General features: G+C 73.0%; 21 protein-coding genes and 2 pseudogenes. 11 read left to right on the top strand and 12 right to left on the bottom strand.

Going from position 1 to position 18,169, the window contains the following annotated elements; genetic code table 11:
* Both RM590_RS10645 and RM590_RS10640 read left to right on the top strand, forming a co-directional pair.
* Positions 1-1,578: an MFS transporter gene (locus RM590_RS10645; protein ID WP_311704217.1), complete on the top strand. Its 1,578-nt coding sequence runs from the start codon at positions 1-3 to the stop codon at positions 1,576-1,578.
* Positions 1,579-1,597: 19 nt separating this feature from the next.
* The gene (locus RM590_RS10640) at positions 1,598-2,863 is read left to right on the top strand and encodes an MFS transporter (RefSeq protein ID WP_311704216.1); all 1,266 of its coding nucleotides are present in this window, start codon (positions 1,598-1,600) and stop codon (positions 2,861-2,863) included.
* A 10-nt stretch (positions 2,864-2,873) separates the two neighbouring features.
* Here RM590_RS10640 and RM590_RS10635 read toward each other — a convergent pair whose 3' ends face one another.
* The 3 genes from RM590_RS10635 to RM590_RS10625 are packed head-to-tail and all read right to left on the bottom strand — an operon-like array spanning position 2,874 to position 3,701.
* On the bottom strand, positions 2,874-3,137 hold the full coding sequence (locus tag RM590_RS10635) for a hypothetical protein (protein ID WP_311704215.1): 264 nt from the start codon (positions 3,135-3,137) through the stop codon (positions 2,874-2,876).
* 17 nt (positions 3,138-3,154) lie between these two features.
* Positions 3,155-3,433 (bottom strand): hypothetical protein, encoded by a 279-nt coding sequence (locus tag RM590_RS10630; protein WP_311704214.1) that lies wholly within the window; start codon positions 3,431-3,433, stop codon positions 3,155-3,157.
* Complete coding sequence (locus RM590_RS10625; RefSeq protein WP_311704213.1) at positions 3,426-3,701, bottom strand: hypothetical protein; 276 nt, start codon at positions 3,699-3,701, stop codon at positions 3,426-3,428. Before RM590_RS10625 ends, RM590_RS10630 begins: the two co-directional genes overlap by 8 nt.
* A 378-nt stretch (positions 3,702-4,079) precedes the next feature.
* Between RM590_RS10625 and RM590_RS10620 the strand changes: the two genes are divergently transcribed.
* Both RM590_RS10620 and RM590_RS10615 read left to right on the top strand, forming a co-directional pair.
* Positions 4,080-5,417, top strand: coding sequence for a hypothetical protein (locus RM590_RS10620; protein WP_311704212.1), 1,338 nt, complete (start codon positions 4,080-4,082; stop codon positions 5,415-5,417).
* Positions 5,414-6,244: an NAD(P)-dependent oxidoreductase gene (locus tag RM590_RS10615; RefSeq protein ID WP_311704211.1), complete on the top strand. Its 831-nt coding sequence runs from the start codon at positions 5,414-5,416 to the stop codon at positions 6,242-6,244. The genes RM590_RS10620 and RM590_RS10615 overlap by 4 nt, the downstream gene beginning before the upstream one ends.
* 44 nt (positions 6,245-6,288) lie before the next feature.
* On the opposite strand, the gene RM590_RS10610 is transcribed toward RM590_RS10615, so the two are convergent.
* A complete protein-coding gene (locus tag RM590_RS10610) occupies positions 6,289-6,714 on the bottom strand; it encodes a hypothetical protein (RefSeq protein ID WP_311704210.1) in 426 nt (141 codons plus the stop codon).
* 205 nt (positions 6,715-6,919) lie between these two features.
* On the bottom strand, positions 6,920-7,363 hold the full coding sequence (locus RM590_RS10605; protein ID WP_311704209.1) for a MarR family winged helix-turn-helix transcriptional regulator: 444 nt from the start codon (positions 7,361-7,363) through the stop codon (positions 6,920-6,922).
* A gap of 110 nt (positions 7,364-7,473) precedes the next feature.
* Here RM590_RS10605 and RM590_RS10600 point away from each other — a divergent pair, with 110 nt between their 5' ends.
* Positions 7,474-7,884, top strand: coding sequence for an organic hydroperoxide resistance protein (locus RM590_RS10600; RefSeq protein WP_311704208.1), 411 nt, complete (start codon positions 7,474-7,476; stop codon positions 7,882-7,884).
* Between the two features lie 18 nt (positions 7,885-7,902).
* On the opposite strand, the gene RM590_RS10595 is transcribed toward RM590_RS10600, so the two are convergent.
* From RM590_RS10595 to RM590_RS10580, 4 genes are all read right to left on the bottom strand, one after another.
* Entirely contained in the window at positions 7,903-8,550 is a 648-nt protein-coding gene (locus RM590_RS10595) for a fused DSP-PTPase phosphatase/NAD kinase-like protein (RefSeq protein WP_311704207.1), read from the bottom strand.
* Between the two features lie 204 nt (positions 8,551-8,754).
* Entirely contained in the window at positions 8,755-9,672 is a 918-nt protein-coding gene (locus tag RM590_RS10590; protein ID WP_311704206.1) for a hypothetical protein, read from the bottom strand.
* A gap of 4 nt (positions 9,673-9,676) precedes the next feature.
* Positions 9,677-11,674, bottom strand: coding sequence for a PEP/pyruvate-binding domain-containing protein (locus tag RM590_RS10585; protein WP_311704205.1), 1,998 nt, complete (start codon positions 11,672-11,674; stop codon positions 9,677-9,679).
* An 87-nt stretch (positions 11,675-11,761) separates the two neighbouring features.
* The gene (locus RM590_RS10580; RefSeq protein ID WP_311704204.1) at positions 11,762-12,745 is read right to left on the bottom strand and encodes a GlxA family transcriptional regulator; all 984 of its coding nucleotides are present in this window, start codon (positions 12,743-12,745) and stop codon (positions 11,762-11,764) included.
* A gap of 71 nt (positions 12,746-12,816) precedes the next feature.
* Here RM590_RS10580 and RM590_RS10575 point away from each other — a divergent pair.
* Positions 12,817-14,013, top strand: a pseudogene (locus tag RM590_RS10575) (APC family permease); the annotation flags it as partial.
* An 11-nt stretch (positions 14,014-14,024) separates the two neighbouring features.
* Here RM590_RS10575 and RM590_RS36225 read toward each other — a convergent pair.
* From RM590_RS36225 to RM590_RS10560, 3 genes and pseudogenes are all read right to left on the bottom strand, one after another.
* A pseudogene (locus tag RM590_RS36225) lies at positions 14,025-14,198 on the bottom strand (helix-turn-helix domain-containing protein); the annotation flags it as partial.
* A gap of 176 nt (positions 14,199-14,374) precedes the next feature.
* Positions 14,375-14,599, bottom strand: coding sequence for a DUF397 domain-containing protein (locus RM590_RS10565; RefSeq protein ID WP_311704201.1), 225 nt, complete (start codon positions 14,597-14,599; stop codon positions 14,375-14,377).
* Positions 14,596-15,420, bottom strand: coding sequence for a helix-turn-helix domain-containing protein (locus tag RM590_RS10560; protein WP_311704200.1), 825 nt, complete (start codon positions 15,418-15,420; stop codon positions 14,596-14,598). Before RM590_RS10560 ends, RM590_RS10565 begins: the two co-directional genes overlap by 4 nt.
* Positions 15,421-15,579: 159 nt before the next feature.
* Here RM590_RS10560 and RM590_RS10555 point away from each other — a divergent pair, with 159 nt between their 5' ends.
* The 5 genes from RM590_RS10555 (at position 15,580) to RM590_RS10535 (ending at position 18,105) form a co-directional block, all read left to right on the top strand.
* Positions 15,580-15,738 carry a hypothetical protein gene (locus RM590_RS10555; RefSeq protein ID WP_311704199.1) on the top strand — a complete coding sequence of 53 codons (159 nt, stop codon included), beginning with the start codon at positions 15,580-15,582 and terminating at the stop codon, positions 15,736-15,738.
* A gap of 51 nt (positions 15,739-15,789) precedes the next feature.
* Positions 15,790-15,951 (top strand): hypothetical protein, encoded by a 162-nt coding sequence (locus RM590_RS10550; protein ID WP_311704198.1) that lies wholly within the window; start codon positions 15,790-15,792, stop codon positions 15,949-15,951.
* 95 nt (positions 15,952-16,046) lie between these two features.
* The gene (locus tag RM590_RS10545; protein WP_311704197.1) at positions 16,047-16,211 is read left to right on the top strand and encodes a hypothetical protein; all 165 of its coding nucleotides are present in this window, start codon (positions 16,047-16,049) and stop codon (positions 16,209-16,211) included.
* 397 nt (positions 16,212-16,608) lie between these two features.
* Positions 16,609-17,877, top strand: coding sequence for a methyltransferase, FxLD system (gene fxlM, locus RM590_RS10540; protein WP_311704196.1), 1,269 nt, complete (start codon positions 16,609-16,611; stop codon positions 17,875-17,877).
* 18 nt (positions 17,878-17,895) lie between these two features.
* Complete coding sequence (locus tag RM590_RS10535; protein ID WP_311704195.1) at positions 17,896-18,105, top strand: FxLD family lanthipeptide; 210 nt, start codon at positions 17,896-17,898, stop codon at positions 18,103-18,105.
* Positions 18,106-18,169: the final 64 nt, after the last annotated feature.

The following is an 18,169-nucleotide window of genomic DNA, read 5'->3' as shown; positions in this document are numbered from 1 at the left end:
ATGGCACCTGAGCAGCGGCCCCCGGCGGACCCGCCACCCGGCGCGCCTTCGGGGGAGCCGCTGGGCGGCGCGGGACGGCTGGGCACCGACTCGCCCGCCGGGCGGCGGGTCCTGGCCAGCGCCGTTCTCGGCTCCGGCATGGCGATGCTGGACGGCACGATCGTCACGGTAGCGCTGCCGCGCATCGGCGCCGACTTCGACGAGCCGATCGCCGGCCTCCAGTGGATCCTCAACGCCTACATGCTCACGCTCGCCGGGCTGATCCTGCTGGGCGGGGGCCTGGGCGACCGCTACGGGCGGCGCCGGGTCTTCGTCTGGGGCGTGGTGTGGTTCACCGTGGCGTCGCTGCTGTGCGGCCTGGCCCCCAACGGGCCGGCGCTCATCGCCGCCCGCGCGCTCCAGGGCGTGGGCGGCGCGCTGCTGACGCCCGGCTCGCTGGCGCTCATCCAGTCCTCCTTCGACCCGGACCAGCGCGCCAAGGCCGTCGGCCTGTGGTCGGGGCTCGGCGGGGTGGCCACGGCGTTCGGCCCGCTGCTGGGCGGCTGGCTGGTGGACGGGCCGGGCTGGCGGTGGATCTTCTTCATCAACGTGCCGCTGGCGGCGGCCGTGCTGTATCTGACGCGCGGCGTGCCGGAGAGCCGCGACTGGGGCGCGTCGGGCCGTTTCGACATCACCGGCGCCGTCCTGGCCGCGCTGTCGCTGGGCGGCATCACCTATGGGCTGATCAACGCGCCCGCCTACGGGGGGCTGGCCGGGGGCGCGCTGCTGGGCGTCGTCTTCGTCTGGTGGGAGAGGCGCGCGCCGCGACCGATGCTGCCGCTGGAGGTGTTCCGCTCGCGGCTGTTCAGCGCGACCAACGTGGTGACGCTGTGCCTCTACGCGGCGATCGGCGGCGTCTTCTTCCTGCTGCCCACCCAGCTCCAGAACGGCCTGGGCTACGACGCGCTGGCCGCCGGGGTCGCCTCGCTGCCGGTGACGGTGCTGCTGACCGCGCTCTCCGGCCCGGCCGGGGCGCTGTCCCAGCGGATCGGGCCCCGGCTGCCGATGACGCTGGGCCCGCTGGTCGCCGGGGCCGGGCTGGTCCTGCTGCGCCGCGTGCACCCGGGCGGCTCGTACTGGGCGGATGTGTTCCCGGGGGTGGTGGTGCTGGGGCTGGGGCTGAGCCTGTTCGTGGCGCCGCTGACAGCGACCGTGCTGGCGTCGGTCGACGTGCGCCGCGCCGGGGTGGCCAGCGGCGTGAACAACGCGGCGGCGCGCGTGGCGCAGCTCGTCGCGGTGGCGGCCCTGCCGCTGACCGTCGACCTGACCGCCGACGAGTACCGCTCGGCCGACGCGGTGGACCGGGCGTTCGGCGAGGCGGTGCTGCTGTGCGCGGCGCTGATGACGGTGGGCGCGGTGATCTCCTGGTTCACCGTGCCGGGCGCGCTGGCGCCCCGGGCCGCCCGGCCGCGCTGCACGCATCACTGCGCGGTGGGCGCGCCACCGCTGGAGCCGGGGGAGCGCGGGCGGCAGGGCGGGCGCGGCTCCCGGTCCCGGTCCGGGTCCTGGCGGGGGAAACGGGGGAGCGGCGGGCGTTGAACCCGGCCATAGTTGACCCATGACGTCCGCGGTGCGAGGGGTACGGGGGGTGCGGGAGTCGGCCGGGGGGCCGGCGGGGCTGTGGTCGCGCGACTTCCGGCTCTTCTTCACGGCCCGCGCGGTCGCCAAGCTCGGCGACATGATGCTGCCCGTCGCGCTGGCCGCCGGGCTGGTGGAGCACGGCGGCGGCGCGGGGGCGGTGGGGCTCGCGATGGCCTCGTTCACCGCCTGCTTCGCGGGCTTTGTGATCTTCGGCGGCGTCATAGCCGACCGGCTGGACCCCCGGGCGCTGATGATCGGCGCCGACGCCGTCCGGGTGGGCACGGAGGCGCTGACCGCCGTGCTCTTCTTCACGGGCCATGTCGTGCTCTGGCAGATCTGCGCGCTGGGCGCGGTGAACGGCGTCTGCGCGGCCATGTTCCAGCCCGGGGTCGCGAGCACCGTGCCGCGGATCGCGCGCGATGTGCAGGGCGCGAACGCCGCCATCCGCACCGCCGAGTCGTGCATGGCCGTCCTCGGCCCGGCGGCGGCCGGGATGCTGGTCGGCCTGACCTCGGCCGGCGGCGTGTTCGCCGTCCACGCGGCCACCTACGCGGTGAGCTGCGGGTGCCTGATCCTGCTGCGGCTGCCCCGGCGGCCGGCCCGCCGGCGCGCGGGCACGTTCCGGGCCGATCTCGTTGAGGGATGGCGGGAGTTCCTGGCCCGGCCCTGGATGTGGGGCGTCATCGTCATCTGGATGGTGTTCATGGCCGCGGCCGGGGGGCCCGCGGTGCCGCTGGTCGCCACGGAGATCATCGACGCGTACGGGGAGGGCGCGTACGGCGTCGTCAACTCGGCGCTGGGCGCGGGCATGGCCGTCGGCGGCCTGCTGGCCATGCGCATCCGGCCCCGGCGTCCGCTGCGGGCCGGGGCCATCGCCCTGTTCGGCTTCTGCCTCCAGCCCATCACGGTCGGCGCGGGGCTCGGCGTGGCGGCGATCACCGCCGGGTTCGTGGTGGCGGGCGCGGCGCTGGCGTTCTGGGGCGTCATGTGGGCGACCAGCATCCAGACCCAGGTGCCGGGCGCGGTCCTCAACCGCATCCACGCCTACGAGGTGGCCGGTTCGGTGGTGATGATGCCGGTCGGCCAGGCCCTGGCGGGCCCGGCCGCCGGCCTCTTCGGCCCACGCGAGGTGCTGCTGGCCGGCGGCGCGGTCTCGATCGCGGCGAGCGCGGCGCTGCTGGCCGTCCCACCGATACGCGGCCTCACCCGAGCGGCGGAACGGGAGGATCAGTCCGCCGCTTGATTCCCCGTGGTCATCGTGGTGTCCATCGGTGGAGGCGTGGGTCGAGGTGGCGGGCGGCCCACAGCACGGTGGTGGGGGTCATCGTCAGGGTCTCCCCGGTGGCGAACGCGAGGCGTTTGCGGTCGGGGCCCAGTGCGGTCATGTCGTGGATGGTGAACGCTTGGCCCCCGACCATCAGTTGGTCGCCGCGCAGGACGGTGCGGGCGTTGACCTCGACGGAGACCAGGACCGGGGCGGGTGGGGTGGCTATGCGGGGTGCGGGGCGGTAGGCCATGGCGGGCTTCTCCTTTGTCATCGGGGTGGGCAGGCGGGTGCGCAGGCGCGGAGTTCGTGGTCGCGGACGGTGGCCAGGACCCGGGCGCGGGTGCCGAGGCGGCGGGCGCACAGCGCGCATGCGATGCCGTTCCACTGGCGGGCGGTGAGGTGTTCGTCGAGGTCCAGCCCTATCAGCGCCAGCGGAAGAGGATCCTGTGGTGGTGTGGGGCACTGGTGCGATGCGCCCTGCGGGTAGAGGTTGCGGCAGGTGGCACAGGTGAGCAACGGCCGGGCGGGCGGGAGACGTTCAGGCACGGCCCGCCCTGCCGGGGTGGAGAACGTGCCGCAGGGCGTCGTACAACGCGCCGGGGTCGGTGAGGCAGTCGCCGTGTGCGGGGCTCAGCCACCGCGTGGACGGCCCGCAACGCCAGGATGCGGGCGGCACGGCCAGCGACCGGCCCTCGCCGAGGACCGCGACCCCGGGCACCCGTTCCTCCCAGCCGTCCGCCGCCCCGGGGTTCACCAGCCAGGACAGCGTCTCGGCCACCTGGTCCTGCACCACCGGCCCGGACCGGCCCTCCATTCGGGAAATGACACGAGACCCCACGAATGCAGGGAGCTGCACTGCGGCCCACCACCGGCCGCACGGCAGCAACTCCACGCCCTCTACGGGCATCCACGCGGGTTGTGCGTCTCTTGTCGCCATGAGTCGGCTCCCGTGATGATCTTCGTCGAGAATGGCTCGGTGCATCCACCCGGAGCTACTCGCGGTGAATCGGTCGGCTGTCTCCAAGTGGTGAGGAGCCAGCATTCACGGTTCCACCAGGACGTAACCACCGGCGTTTAATGCCGGTTGCCGCCATGTGCTGCCGTCTCACTGCCATTCCGGCGAAGGGCGCCTCCTTCCAGTCCGGGCCGGGTACAAAGGCCATGAAACGATTGGTCAGGACAGGAGATCGACGTGGGCAGAACTCCATTCGAGACGCTGGTCGCCGAACGTGGGTGGCAACGATTCAGCGTCTTCCGAAGGCGCTACGAGGACGCCGCTCGCACTCTGGCTGATCGGCTCCGGCGGCCGGAGATGCGCACCGCGACCATCAGTGCCAGGCAGTTCGCGCGCTGGCTGAGAGGCGACGTGGAATCGGCACCGCGTAACGACGCGCGCCTGATTCTTGAGCACTTGTTCGAGATGCCCGTCGAGCAGCTGCTGGGCACTGCACCCCCGGGTAAAGATGTGGCCGAGACAGCGATCGCAAGTTCGGTGTTCGATGCCAGGATGCAGGAGGACGCGGTGACATCGGCGGCCCGTGATTCAGCCCGCTTTGCGGCTCGTGCGGAGCGGAGCAATGTCGGTCCCCACACGCTCGACCAGATCCGGGCCGATATCGTGCGGATACTGGCCACCTATCCCAACCGCCCCGTCGAGCCGCTGTTCTGGGAGGTCAAAGAGATCCGGGACCGGACCTTCGAACTGCTGGAAGGGCGTCAGCCCCCGGCGTACACGAGGGACCTCTATCTGGCCGCTGGCGTGCTGTGCGGCATTCTGGCCAATGCCAGCTTCGACCTCGGCCGCCTCGTTGCCGCCGAGACGCAGGCCCGTGCCGGTTTTCTCTGTGCTGAACTCGCCGGCCACAACGGGCTGCGCGCATGGCTGCGTGGCCTCCAGGCCCTGATGGCGTACTGGGACGGCAGGGGCGAAGACGCCGTGCGCCTGGCCGAGACCGGCCTGGACTTCCCACCCGAGGGAGGCACCGCGGGCGTCCGACTGGCCAGCATCGCGGCCCGTGCCTACGGCCAGCTCGGCATGCACGCCGAGGCGCAGAACGCGCTGCGGCTGGCAGAAGAACTCCGTGAGCGGGTGACCGAGGACGGCGATCTCGGCGGGATGATGGAGTTTCCGCACGAGAAGCAGTTGCTCTATGCCAGCACGACGTTGCTCTGGCAGGGCGATGCCCAGGCCGTCCAGCAGGCCGAGGGGCATGCCGAAGACGCCGTCCGGCTCTATGAGAGTGCACAGCCCGGTGAGCGCAGGGTAGGAGAACTGAGCCTTGCGCGACTGGACTTGGCCCGTTCCCGGCTCATGTCCAGCGATGTCGAGGGGGCAGCCGACCAGGTCCACACCGTTCTCGGTATCGCGACACGGCGGCGCACCGAGAGCGTGACCCGCTGCCTCGACCGGTTCGCCCGCGACCTGGCCGGTGCCCCGGCGGGAGCTTCGCGTGTTGCTCTCGGCGTCCAGGAAGCGATCGAAGCCCACCGCCGCCGCGCACCGCGCATGCTTCCCGGAGGTCACCAATGACGACGATGACGCTGCTGCACCCGGGCAGTATGGGCGCTGCCATCGGGGCGGAGGCCGCGCGTGCCGGCACGCGCATGCTGTGGGTGCGGCACGGCCGCAGCGACGTGACGTGCCGTCGTGCCGAGCAGGCCGGGCTCGAAGCGGTTGACTCCCTGGGGGAGGCCCTGGCAGCGAGCGAGGCGGTGCTGTCGGTGTGCCCGGCCCACGTCGCCGACGACGTGGCAGAGCAGGTGGCTCGCCACTCGTTCGACGGCACCTATATCGACGCCAACCCGACCGCGCCCAACCGCCTGGACCGCATCACGACTCTGCTGGCACCCCAACCGGTCGTCGACGCCTGCGTCTTCGGTCCCGACGCCGGGCGCCAGCGGGTGGCCCGGATCTACGTGGCCGACCAGCAGGACACCCTCCGCCTCCTCCAGTCGGTTTTCGACGGTACCCGGGTCGACGTCCGGCCGGTGACGGGAGGGCTTGGCAGCGCCTCGGCGCTGAAGCTGGCATTCAGCACCTACCAGCGAGGGGCGCGAGCGCTGGTCGCTCTGGCCTACGCCCTCGCCGAACACCACGGTGTTGCCGCCGAGGCCCTGATCGAGGCACATGACATGCCCCGGGCGGATCTCACCGACCCCGGCTTCATTCCCACGCTCGCCGCCCGCGGATGGCGGTGGCAGCACGAGATGCGAGAGGTGGCGCAGGCGCTGCACGGTGCCGGCCTGCCGCCCGGCATCGCGGAAGCCACAGCCGACCTGATGTCCCGCTGGGAACCGCTGAAAGATGTGACGACCGACTCCCTCAGCGACGCTCTCGCGTTTCTGCACCGCGAGTAGTCCATCTGCCACCGGAGCTGCGCGGGGGCGCACGGCAGGGCGCGTCAGTGGTCCAACGGGCAGGGCAGGCGCGGGTCGGTGCCGTTGGGGGAGCAGCCGATGACGTCGAGGGTGAGGAAGCCGGTGCCGCGCAGGTACCAGCCGGCGTGGACGTCGCCGCCCCGGCGCAGGACCGCGGCGGCGTGGGCGGCGGTCGCGTCCGCCCGTGACCGTTCGTGGTCGGAGGCGAACGCGGGGGCGGCGCGTTCCGTCTCGTGGCGGAACCACGCCGCCGCCTCGTCGGAGGTCCCACAGGTGCGGGTGATCGCGGTGGCCGGCCGCAGCAGCCAGTGGCGGATGACCAGCGGGGTGCAGGGGTTGGCCAGAAACCCGGGCGCGGGCGGCCGACCGCCCGGGCGGCGGTCGGCCTCCTGGTCGAAGACGCGCCGCTCGCCCTGCCAGTGGTAGGCGTGGAAGTGCGCGGGGGGCATGCACAGTGGTTCGTCGCCGGGCGGGCGTGGCTGAACGGCCAGGCCGGTGAGATGCCCTGGCCGGGCGGGCCTGAGCCGCGCGTGACCCGCGAAGGTGCGGGCCGGGGCGCCCCCCGAACGGCGCTTCGCGCCGGGGTTTTCCCCGCCCGCCCCTTTTCAAGGGGGTGGGTGGGCGGGAGAGAAAGGGGGGTGGGCGGGGCTGCGCTCAGGGGAGGTCGGCCGCCGAGAGGATCGCGGTCAGGCGCTGGAGGCGTTCGCGGAGCTCTGTGACGTCCGCCAGTTCCAGGCCGGTGGCCTCGGCGATGCGGTGAGGGACCGCGACGGCTCGTTCGCGCAGGTCCAGGCCCGCCTCGGTCGGGCGGACGGTGACCGAGCGTTCGTCCTCGGCGCTGCGGTCGCGGCGGACGAGGCCGGCCGCCTCCAGGCGCTTGAGCAGCGGCGAGATCGTTCCGGTGTCCAGCCGCATCTGCTCGGCGATCCGCTTCACGGGCAGCTCGCCGTGCTCCCACAGGACGAGCATCACCAGGTACTGCGGATAGGTCAGCCCGAGGTCCTTGAGCACGGAGCGGTACACGGCGTCGAACGCCCGGGAGGCCGAGTGCAGCGCGAAGCAGATCATCTCGTCGAGGCGGTAGGTCTCCGTGGTCATGGCTCCAGGGTAACCGAGGAGCGGGCAATTCAGTTGTGCACAACTTAGTTGTGTGCTCTTATGGAGTCCGGCGATCGGACAACGATCGGAAACGGAAACGGAAGGTCCTCATGGAAGCGCTGTACACCGCCGTGGCCACCGCGAACGGGCGCGAGGGGCGCGCCGTCACCTCCGACGGGCTGCTCGACGTGTCGCTCGCCCTGCCGCCCGCCCTCGGTGGCGACGGCAAGGGCACCAACCCCGAGCAGCTCTTCGCCGCCGGCTACGCCGCCTGTTTCTCCAGCGCCCTCGCGGCCGTCGGCCGGAGCGCCAAGATCGACACGGGCGAGATATCGATCACCGCCGAGGTCGGCATCGGCAAGGACGACACCGGCTTCGCGCTCACCGTGACGCTGCGCGCCGAGCTGCCCCCGCACTTGGAGAGCGAGACCGGGCGGAAGCTGGTGGAGGAGGCCCACCAACTGTGCCCGTACTCCAAGGCCACCCGGGGGAACGTGCCGGTCAGCCTCGTCGTCGAGTGACCCCGGTCGGGGTCACCGTCAGAACAGGTCCAGCGAGGCGTTGATCCGGCGCGGCGCGTCCAGGACGCGGCTGACGGCCTGGACCGCCACCGGCGGCTGCTCCGACTTGTCGGAATCCGTGGTCAGCGCGTAGTACACCTGCTCGACCGACGGCGGGCCCACGGCCAGATTCCGCGCGGCCGCCTCGGTGGACGACGCCTGGTCGGTGCGCACCAGGTAGGCGGCGGCGATCGCGCCGGTCCGGCCCACCCCGGCGCCGCAGTGCACGAAGACCGGGCCATCGGCGTTCTCGACCGTCGCCAGGAACTCGTCCACCTGCTCCTCGGTCGGCGTCTGGCCGTCCCGGATCGGCATGCGGACCAGGTTCAGGCCGTCCTCCTCGGGCAGCGCGAGCTGCGCCTCGGACAGGTCCTCCGCCCGCAGGTCCACCACGGTGTGGATGCCCCGGTCGGCCAGCGCCTCGTAGCCGTCGGGCCCGGGGGCCGAGCCGCGCCACACCACGTCGTCGACCTGGGTGAAGTGGTTGATCCCGGCGAGGTTCTCGCCGGAGGTGTGGTTCTCCCGGGCCAGGAACCCCACGCCCAGCGTGCCCAGCACGGTGGCCAGCCACAGCGCCGCGTAACCCAGCGCGCAGAAGCCGATCACCTTGCCCGTCCGGATGGCCACGCGCCGGGCGCGTCCCCCCTCGGCCGGGCGCGGCGGGACGGACGGGGCGGGGGAGCCGGACGAGACGGACGGGGCAGGCGTAAAGGTCACAAGATCACCACCAGGGGAGAGAAGGGGACGAATGGGCAAGGTAACCCGGGAGCGCAGCACGATGTCGGCCGTGTGTCCAATCCCACTGGTCCCAGGGCCGGGCGGACCGCGGGTTCAGGAGTCGTCGTCGCCGGTCAGCGCCTGCCCCTCGCCCAGCACCTCCGCCCGCGTCCGGTCCGCGCCCAGATCCGACAGACAGCCCCGCAGCCGCCGCAGATCGTGCTCCGGCAGCGCGGGCCGCAGCACGCCCACGTAGACGTCGCCCTCCAGGTTCACCAGCGGCGCGTGCTCGCGCAGCACCGACGTGGAACGCCGGCAGCCCTCCCACAGGGCGCGCGCCGCCTGCCGGCCCGCCCGGTCCGCGTCGGTGTTGCGCACCGCGACGCGGAACACGATCGTGCTGGCCGCCGAGTCCGGCGGCGCCGCCGGCCGGGTCTGGGTCGCGTCCGACAGCACGTTCACCAGCAGCGCCACGCCCGCCGCTCCCGCCAGTGCCACGGTGACCAGCGTCGCCACCCGGCGCGGCCGGGGCGGCGGCACGGCCGGGTGACCGGTCAGCCCCGGCCCGTTCCCGCGCACTCCGCCCGGCGGCGCGGCCAGCTTCGCCAGGCGCCCGGCCAGCCGCCGTTCCGCGCCCGGCCGGGCCGTGGTCGAGGCCAGCTTCTGCACGAACAGGGCCAGCCCCGACAGCGCCGCGCCCGTCGCCATCAGCACCGGCACGAAGACGTGAGCGCCGCCCGGTGGCCCGCCGTCCAGCCAGCGGAACCGCCCCGGGGCCTCCTCCCGCGACTCCTCCAGCCGCCGCAGCACCGCCTCGGAGCGGGCGTCCGACTCGGCCAGCCGCTGGTGCAGCCGCCCCATCCGTCCCAGCAGTACCGCGCCGACCAGCAGCACCTCGATCACCAGCAGCAGCACGCCGCTGATCAGCGCGCGCTGCCACTCCCAGCGGTAGAGGTACACGACCAGATACAGCCCGGCGCCGCCGGCCGACGCCGCGCCCAGCAGGAAGCCCAGACAGCGCGCTGCCCGCATGGCTTTACGTCACCGCGCCCGTGGTCCCGTCCACCGTGACCTCCGACCCCGGCGGGCAGCGTTCCAGCGCGCCCGGCACGCCGACCACCGTGGGCACCCGGTGCTCCCGGGCCAGCACCGCCAGATGCGACAGCACGCTCCCGGTCTCCGACACGAGCCCAGCCAGGCCCGGCAGCCGCGGGGCGAGCGCCGGGTCCAGCGAACGGACCACCAGCACCGCCCGGTCCGGCCGCGGGCCGGTGCCGTGCCACGCCGTGCCCGTGCCCCGGCCGCCGCCCGCGCCCTGCCCGCCGCCGGGCGCCGACTTCCGGTGCCCGAGCCGTTCCGGCACCGGCTGGCCGTCCGCGGCCAGCCGGAACGCGGTGGGCAGCTCGGGCACCGCCGGCCGGGGCCGGCGCTCGGCGAGGTCCGGCGGCTCCCGGCCCTCCTCCAGCAGCGCCGTCAGCTCCGGCCAGCGCAGCGACAGCAGCTCGCCCAGCGCGTCGCCGCCGCCCTTCGCCGCCCGGCGCCGCGCCGCGCACTCCCGCACCAGCCGGGCCTGCATCTCCTGCACCCAGCGGATCCGCAGCCGCAGGCCCTCGCGCGGCGGCAGCGCGCCCACGCCGTGCGGCGCGCCCGTCCAGCCGGTGTGCTCGGGCAGCCGCGCCGTGCCGCGCACCGCGGGCGGCAGCAGCGCCAGCAGCACCGGGTGGCGCGCGATCAGCTCGCCGTCGCCGTCGCCGTCGCCGTCGCCCGCCGCGCGCCGTTCCGCCAGCACCGCCAGCGCCTCCCCGGTCGCGGTGGGCCCGGCCCCGCCGTCGAGCAGCGCCCCGGCCAGCGACTCCTGCGCGTGCAGCGCGGACAGCACCGCGCGCCCCCAGGACAGCGCGGCCAGCAACTCGCCGCTGAGCATCGAGCCGGGCGGCGGCAGTTCGGCCAGCTCCTGGTCCACCTCCGCCATCAGGTCCAGCGCCAGCAGCGGCAGCGCGGACCGCAGCCGCCCCACGCGCCAGGCGGCCGAGGCGCGCCGCGCGCCGGGGACGGGGTTCACGAAGTCGAGCACCGGGTGCGCGGACGGTACCGCGCCCAGCAGCCGCAGATCGGCCGCCGCCCGGCCGCCCACCGTCAGTACCACCGGCGCCCCGCGCAGCAGGCGGCGCGGCGCGGTGCCCGCGACGTCCAGGGCCAGCGTCAGGCCGTGCGACATCGGCTCCACCCACAGGTCCTCCTCCAGCGGCTGGAGCACCCCGGGGAACGTCTCGGCCACCGGCCCGGGCCCCAGCAGCCGCGCCCCGCGCACCGCCCGCGCCGCCATCGCCGTGATCGGCCGGGCCTGGAACAGCCACAGCCGGTCCCTTGTGTCGAAGCCGAACTCCACGTCCTGCGGCCCGCCCAGCGCCCGCTCGGCCCGGCGCGCCAACTGCACCAGCCGCGCCAGCTTCCGCCGTCCCAGCACCCGGTGGCCGCGCCGCTCCGGCGGCTCGGTGCGCACCAGCCTGCCGAGCCTGGTCACCTGGTACCGCACGCCCTGCGCCGATCCGCCGACCAGTTGGTCGGGGCCGCCGCGCACCGCGCTGATCAGGATCCGGTCCCGCCGCCCGGCCACCGGATCCGCGCCGAACATCACCCCGCCCACCGTTGACCGCACCATCGGCTGCACCAGCACGGCCATCACCGAGCCGTCGCCCGGGGCCGAGTCGAGCACCGTCCGCACCGCCCGGGTGAAGCCCTCCCACCCCCGCACCTCCAGCACCGTGGCGAACCGGCCGGCCATCGAGGCATGCGCGGTGTCCTCCAGCACCGAGGACGAACGGACCACCAGCGGCTCGGTCAGCCCCTCCCACGCCTCCCGCAGCGCCGTCCCCGACCCCTGCCCCGGCACCAGCGCGAAGCCGGGCAGCACCGGCAGCCCCGCCGCCCGCGCCCGCGCCAGCGCCGCCGCCTTGGCACCGGTCAGCGTCGCGTCCGCGGCGCGCTCCGCCGTCAGCGGCACCACCGCGAGCCGGTCCGCGTCGATCCCCAAGACGCACCTCCTCGTAACGCCCAGCGTTCGCGCCCCGGCTCCCGGGCGCCACCGATCGGGGCGTTCGGGTGACCGGGCGCCGGGCCGCTACGGGGCCGCCACCGGCACCCGGTCCGCGCGGAAGGCATGGCGGTAGGTCGCGGGGGAGACGCTGGTGATCCGGCGGAAGTGGCGGCGCAGGTTGGGGGCGGTGCCGAAGCCCGTGCGGTGGGCGATCGCCTCCACCGGGTCGTCCGTCGTCTCCAGCAACTCCTGGGCCAGCCGCACCCGTTCCTGCAGCAGCCACTGCAACGGCGTGACCCCCAGCGTGTCGCGGAACCGGCGCGCGAACGTCCGCTCGCTCAGATGCGCCTGCCGCGCCAGCCCTGCCACGGTCAGCGGCTCGTGCAGTCGGTCGCGGGCCCACGCCAGAACGGGCGCCAGCCCGACCTCCTCCCGGCGCGCGGTCAGCGGCTTGGCGAACTGCGTCTGCCCGCCCTCCCGGTGCGGCGGCACCACCATGCGGCGCGCCACCTCGTTGGCCACGCCCGCGCCGTGGTCGCGGCGCACCAGGTGCAGGCAGAGGTCGATGACCGAGCCGGTGCCCGCCGAGGTGAGGATGTCGCCGTCGTCGGTGTAGAGCGGCGCCGGGTCGAACGCGACGTCCGGGAAGCGGCGCGCGAAGTCCGCGCCGTTCATCCAGTGGGTGGTCGCCCGCCGCCCGGCCAGCAGCCCGGCGGCGGCCAGCACATAAGCGCCGCTGCACAGCGAGACGACGCGGCGGCCCCGCGCGTGCGCCGCGCGCAGCGCCGCCAGCAGGTCCCCGGGCGGGTCGCGCTGGATGGCCGGGCGGCACGCGGCGACCATCACCGTGTCCGCGTCGAGGAGGCCGTCCAGGCCATGGGTCGTGGGCACGACCAGCCCGGAGGCGGTGCGCAGCGGCCCCGGCTCGGCCGCGCACATCCGCAGCTCGTACCAGGGGTCGGCCAGGTCGCTGCGGTCCAGGCCGAACACCTCGCAGGGCACGGCGAGTTCGAACGTGGCGGTGGCGTCGGTCACCACGAGGGCGACGACGTGCGGGCGGCCGGTCATGGCGGGAATGTATCGCACCTCGCCGTTTCTGCCGCTGGTCGGCGGCCGGCCGGGCGGCGAGGCTGCTGATCATGACGACAGGCACCGAACACACCGGGCGGCTCACCGCCGCGCAGGGCACCGCCATGTATGTGGGGGCGGTGCTGGGCACCGGGGTCATCTCGCTGCCCGCGCTGGCCGCCGAGGCCGCCGGGCCGGCGTCCCTGCTCGCCTGGCTGGCCCTGGTCCTGCTGTCGGCGCCGCTGGCCGGGGCGTTCGCGGCGCTGGGCGCGCGCCACCCCGACGGCGGGGGCGTGTCGACGTACGCCCGGCTGGCGTTCGGGGACCGTGCCGCCGCCGTGGTCGGCTGGTGCTTCTACTTCGCGGTGCCGCCCGGCGCGGCGGCGGCCGCGCTGTTCGGCGGCGGGTATGTGGCGGCGGCGTTCGGGGAGGCCACGCCCACCGGCACGGCCGTGGCCGCCGCCGTGCTGATGGCGGCCGTCACCGCGGCGAACGCGGTCGGTCTGCGGCTCACCGGCCGGCTCCAACTCGGCCTGGCCGTCCTGCTCGTGGTGCTCATCCTGGGCGCGGTGCTGCTGTCGCTGCCACACGCGCGGACGGCGAACCTCGAACCGTTCGCCCCGCACGGCCTCGCGGCCGTCGGCTCGGCGGCGACGCTGCTGGTGTGGGCCTTCGCCGGCTGGGAGGCCATCACGCATCTGGCCGGGGACTTCCGCCGGCCGGAGCGGGACCTGCCGCGCGCGACGGCGGCGGCCGTGGTGCTGGTTGGCCTGATCTATCTGTCCGTGGCCTTCGCAGTGACGGCCGTCCTCGGCCCGGCGGCGGCCGAATCCGACGCGCCGCTGGGCGAGTTGATGGCCACCGGGCTGGGCGGCAGCGCGCGGGTGCTCGCCGCCGGGGCGGCGGCGCTGCTGACCTTCGGCGCGATGAACGCCTACTACGCGGGCGCCGCCAACCTGGGCGCCGCCCTGTGCCGGGACGGCGCGCTGCCCGGCCGGCTCACGCGCGGACGCAGCCTCGCGGTCGTCTCCACGCTGGCGTTCCTGGCGCTGGGCGGCACGGTGCTCGCCGGCGTCGGCCCCGCGCCGCTGGTGCTGCTCAGCACCGGCTGCTTCGTCACGGTCTACGCGATCGGCGTGGCCGCCGCCGTCCGGCTGCTGCCCCGGCGCAGCGCGGGGCGGCGGGCGGCGTTCGGCGCGCTGGTGGCCGTGCTCGCGCTGTTGGCGCTGTCCGGCCGGTATCTGCTGTGGCCGCTGGCGCTGTCCGGCGCGGCGCTGCTCTATCTGCGGTGGTCGCGGAGTGTGCAGGAGCGCCGGTACCGGCCCGGCGCCAGCCCGAACTCCCGCTTGAACGCCTTGGCGAAGGCGAACTCCGAGGAGTAGCCGACGCGTTCGGCCACCGACCGGACCGGCGCCTCGGAGTCGCGCAGCAGCCGGGCGGCGAGCACGGATCGTGACCAGGCGCGCGTAACGCGGCATGACGGTTTGGCCAGCAGCTCGCCTGGCCGGCGTCCGGGGCGGTCGTGTGGCAGAACAACGGCCTGCCCACGCTCAGCCACTGAGGGCGATCCGTCGAGGAGCCGAGGCCACGGGCGCCCCGGCACGGGCATCTGGCCGCCGTGGGAACGTGTCAGCCGGGCAGTTCGCCCCGCTTGACCGCGGCTACGAAACCGGACCAGCCGTCCAGTCCGAAGACGAGGACGCCGTCAGCGGGAATTTTTGAGTCCCGCACGGGCACCACACCAGCCCGTGCGAAAGTACGGGAGAACTCGACGCACTGCCCGCCATCGCCGCCGCTGAAGGATGACTTGGTCCACTCGGCGGCAGTGAGGTCCGGCCCGTGGCCAGCGTTCATGGTCTGTGCTCCTTCAGCAGGGACTTTACAAAGGCCGCCGAGTCATCCGGGGACGACGCATGTGCCCTGAGCCGATCATAGGTATCTGCCGCTTGACCCACCATCTTCGCGGCCTCGTATACCCGTCCGCCCTGCGGTCCGTCAACGTAAAGCGCCGTCGGGGAGTCCTCCATTCCCAGCAGGGTGAAGGGCCGCATCTGTCCGTCGGGCGCGCCGGCCGAGAAGGGCATCACCTGCATGTCGACGTGCGGCAACTCGGCCGCATGCAACAAGTATTCAAGTTGTCCGGCCATGACCGCCGGGCCGCCCACCCTGGTTCTCAGGGCCGACTCGTGGGTGATGAGCCAGATCGCGGGAGGCTCTTCCCGGTCGAGAACTGCGCGGCGGCGCAGGCGAGCCGCAACCTTGCCCTCGACAACGTCGTCGGTGGCACGGGGGTGAGCGGCCCGGAAGATCGCCCGCGCGTAGTCCTCCGTCTGAAACAGGCCCATGACGAGCCCCGTCGAGTAGTCCAGTATCCGCGTGGCCTTCTGTTCGAGCTGCACGTAGGGCACGAACCACGACGGGTGATCGCTCTCTTCCATGCGCCGCCGTAGCCGCTGGAACATGCCGTGCGTACCGAACACGACGTCACAGCCCCGCGCGAACCGCTCGCTCGGTACCAACTGCCCCTTCTCCACTCGGCTGACGTACGCCTCGGAGTAGCCCGCCCCTCGCGCCAGGTGTTTCTGGGTCAGCTTCCGTCCCTTGCGTACCTCCCGGACCTCGAACCCGAACCCCTGGAGCGGGGTCAAGTTTCCTGAGGGGCCGTCCGCCTCCACGGTGCTGACCTCCTGTTATGAAGCACTCCGCTGGTCACCTTGCGGCCTCACGAATTTACTTCGGCGACTAAAGTGCCACTCCACCCTACACGTCGCGTGCTGATCCCGTCACAGTGCGAGTGCGTCCCGAGCAGACCCGCTGAGCGACAGGTGACATCCATGAGCACACCGCCCCACTCCGCCGTCGCGGACCCGCGCGCCACGGCGACCGACACGACTGAGACGACACCCGAGACCGGGATCACCGCCCACCTGCTCCAGCAGGCCGAGCAACTCGCCGCGGCGGTGCGCGAACACCTGGGTGAGCGACAGGCATGACATACGTGATCCAGCCATGGCCCGCACTCGCCGCCGGCAAGGTGAGCCGCCGTGCCTGAGCCGATCAAGTGGCCGCGGGGGACGCCGATTCACATCCGGGTGCCGGTGTCGGAGATGCAGCGCTGCGAGAGCTGTGAGCGGATCGTGCATGTCCCCACCCATGTCTGCCTTGAGCAACTGACCGACGCTGACGAGGGGGAGGGCGAGGAATGACGTCGCACGACCGAAGCGGTGGCCGCATGGTGAGGCCGGGCGTTCTCGTTGCGATAGAGGTTGATTCCGGGACGGTCAGACGCGGTGACCAAGTCATGATTGGCGGCCAGCCGTTCACCGTTCTGGACATGACGACCCTGGCCGGGGGTGCCAAGCGACTGGCCTTCGCCTCCGGCGAGACATTCACCATGCGGCCCACGACCGTCCTGTGGGCCGCCCGCCGGTTCGATCCCCGGCTGTCGCGCCGGAGGTTCAGGTGACCAGCACCGGCCTGGAGCGCTGGCGCCGCACCAGCAGACGGGCACCCACCGTGCGCTTTTAAGCGCTCCCCTCCCCTCGGCAGCGGCCACGGAGGCGACGGCGAAGGCGGCCAGAAATCGTTGCAGGACGTTACCGAATGACTACACTTCGCCCGGTGAGTGCTCGTTTGGCGCACGAGACTGCTCTGCCACGACGAGAGCGGCAAGGAGTTGGCCAACGTGGCCATTACCGGCACGAGGCCAGCGAGCAGACCGGGACCGGAGACATCCCATCCCCGGACGCTCGCGGCTATGGCAGCCCCTTGGCCACGTGGCTCCGCGCCCTACGGACCGGCGAGCGCGACGCGCACCCGTGCAGTGATCCAGCTTTAGGCGCAGTAGGAAGGGAATCGCCCCTATGGCCGAAGTGACCATCGAGTCGGACCATGTCGATGAGCTACGAGAGCAGTTGATCGGCAAGCTGCACGAGCTCAAGGCGCTCCGTACCGAAGCGGTCGAACGGGCCGTCCGTGCTGTTCCCCGGCACCTCTTTGTGCCTGAGGAGACGGCCGAGGACGCCTACGCCGCCGAACGCTCCCTGGTGACCAAGCGGGATGAGCACGGGGTCGCGATCAGCTCGGTGAGTGCGGCACGTATCCAGACGTTCATGCTGGAACAGGCCGACGTCCAGCCGGGGATGCGGGTGTTGGAGATCGGCTCCGGAGGGCTGAACGCTGCGTATCTCGCGGAGCTGGTCGGTGTCTCAGGCGAGGTGGTGACGGTCGATATCGATCCGGACGTCACGGCGCGTGCCGAGCGGCTGCTCACCGGGAACGGCTATTCGCAGGTGCGGGTGGTGCTCGCCGATGCGGAGAACGGAATCCCCGAGCACGCCCCGTTCGACAGAATCCTGGTCACCGTCGGCGCGTGGGATATCCCGCCGGCCTGGGTGGAACAGCTCGCCGACGACGGGCGGCTGGTGGTGCCGCTGAGGATGCGGGGCCTGACGCGCTCGATCGCCTTCCAGCGCGAGAGCGGGCATCTGATCTCCCGCGATTCCGAGGTCTGCGGCTTCGTGCCCATGCAGGGCAGCGGTGCTCACCGGGAGGATCTGCTGCTGGTCAACGGCACCGATGAGATCGGCCTGCGGTTCGATGACGGGCTGCCCTCTGAACCGAGCCTGCTGGACAACGCGGCGCGTACACCGCGGGCGGAGACTTGGACGGGGGTGACGGTCGGGCGCTGGGAGTCGTTCGAATTGCTCCAACTGTATCTGGCCACAATGCTGAACGGGTTCTGCATCATGGCCGTCGATCCCGAACTCGACACCGGCCTGGTCGCCCCGAGCAACAAGTACTTCTCCATGGCCGCCGTCGGCGGGGCCAATTTCGCCTATGTCGCCACGCGCCGGACGCCCGACGACAAGTCCGTTGAATTCGGGGTCCACGCCTTCGGACCCGACGGCCCCGCGTTCGCCGAGACGGTGGCCAGCCATGTACGTGCCTGGGACCGGGAACAGCGCGGCGGGCCCGGGCCGCGGATCGCCGTCTACCCGGCCGACACCCCGGATGATCAGCTGCCCGGCGAGCGGGTGATCTCCAAGATTCACTGCCGGGTCACATTCTCCTGGCCCACGGCCGCTACAGCCGCCGAGGACCAGGTCGTCCTGCACCACCCCACCGAGTAGGTATGGAGAGTGATCGAGATGCCGGACATCCGCCTCCTGGGCAGCGCGACCGCGCTGGCCGAACCCCCGGAGACCGACGGCTTTTTCGACGACGAATACACGCTGGATGTGCGGGTCGTCGTAGCGGCCCACCCCAACGGCAAGCTCCAGTGCAACACGGACGACAACTGCGGATCCACCTGCCAGAACTCCAGCGCCTGCAACTCCTACACCGAGGACCCGGCCTGACCGGATGACTCCCGCTGGTGGTGTGGCGGGCGGCCCCCCCGCCACACCACCCCGCCCCCCGCAA

The sequence above is a fragment of the Streptomyces litchfieldiae genome (genome assembly GCF_031845365.1).
Taxonomy (GTDB): Bacteria; Actinomycetota; Actinomycetes; order Streptomycetales; family Streptomycetaceae; genus Streptomyces; species Streptomyces litchfieldiae.
The sequence above is the reverse complement of the archived record's forward strand: the minus strand, read 5'-3'. Positions and strand labels throughout refer to the sequence as shown.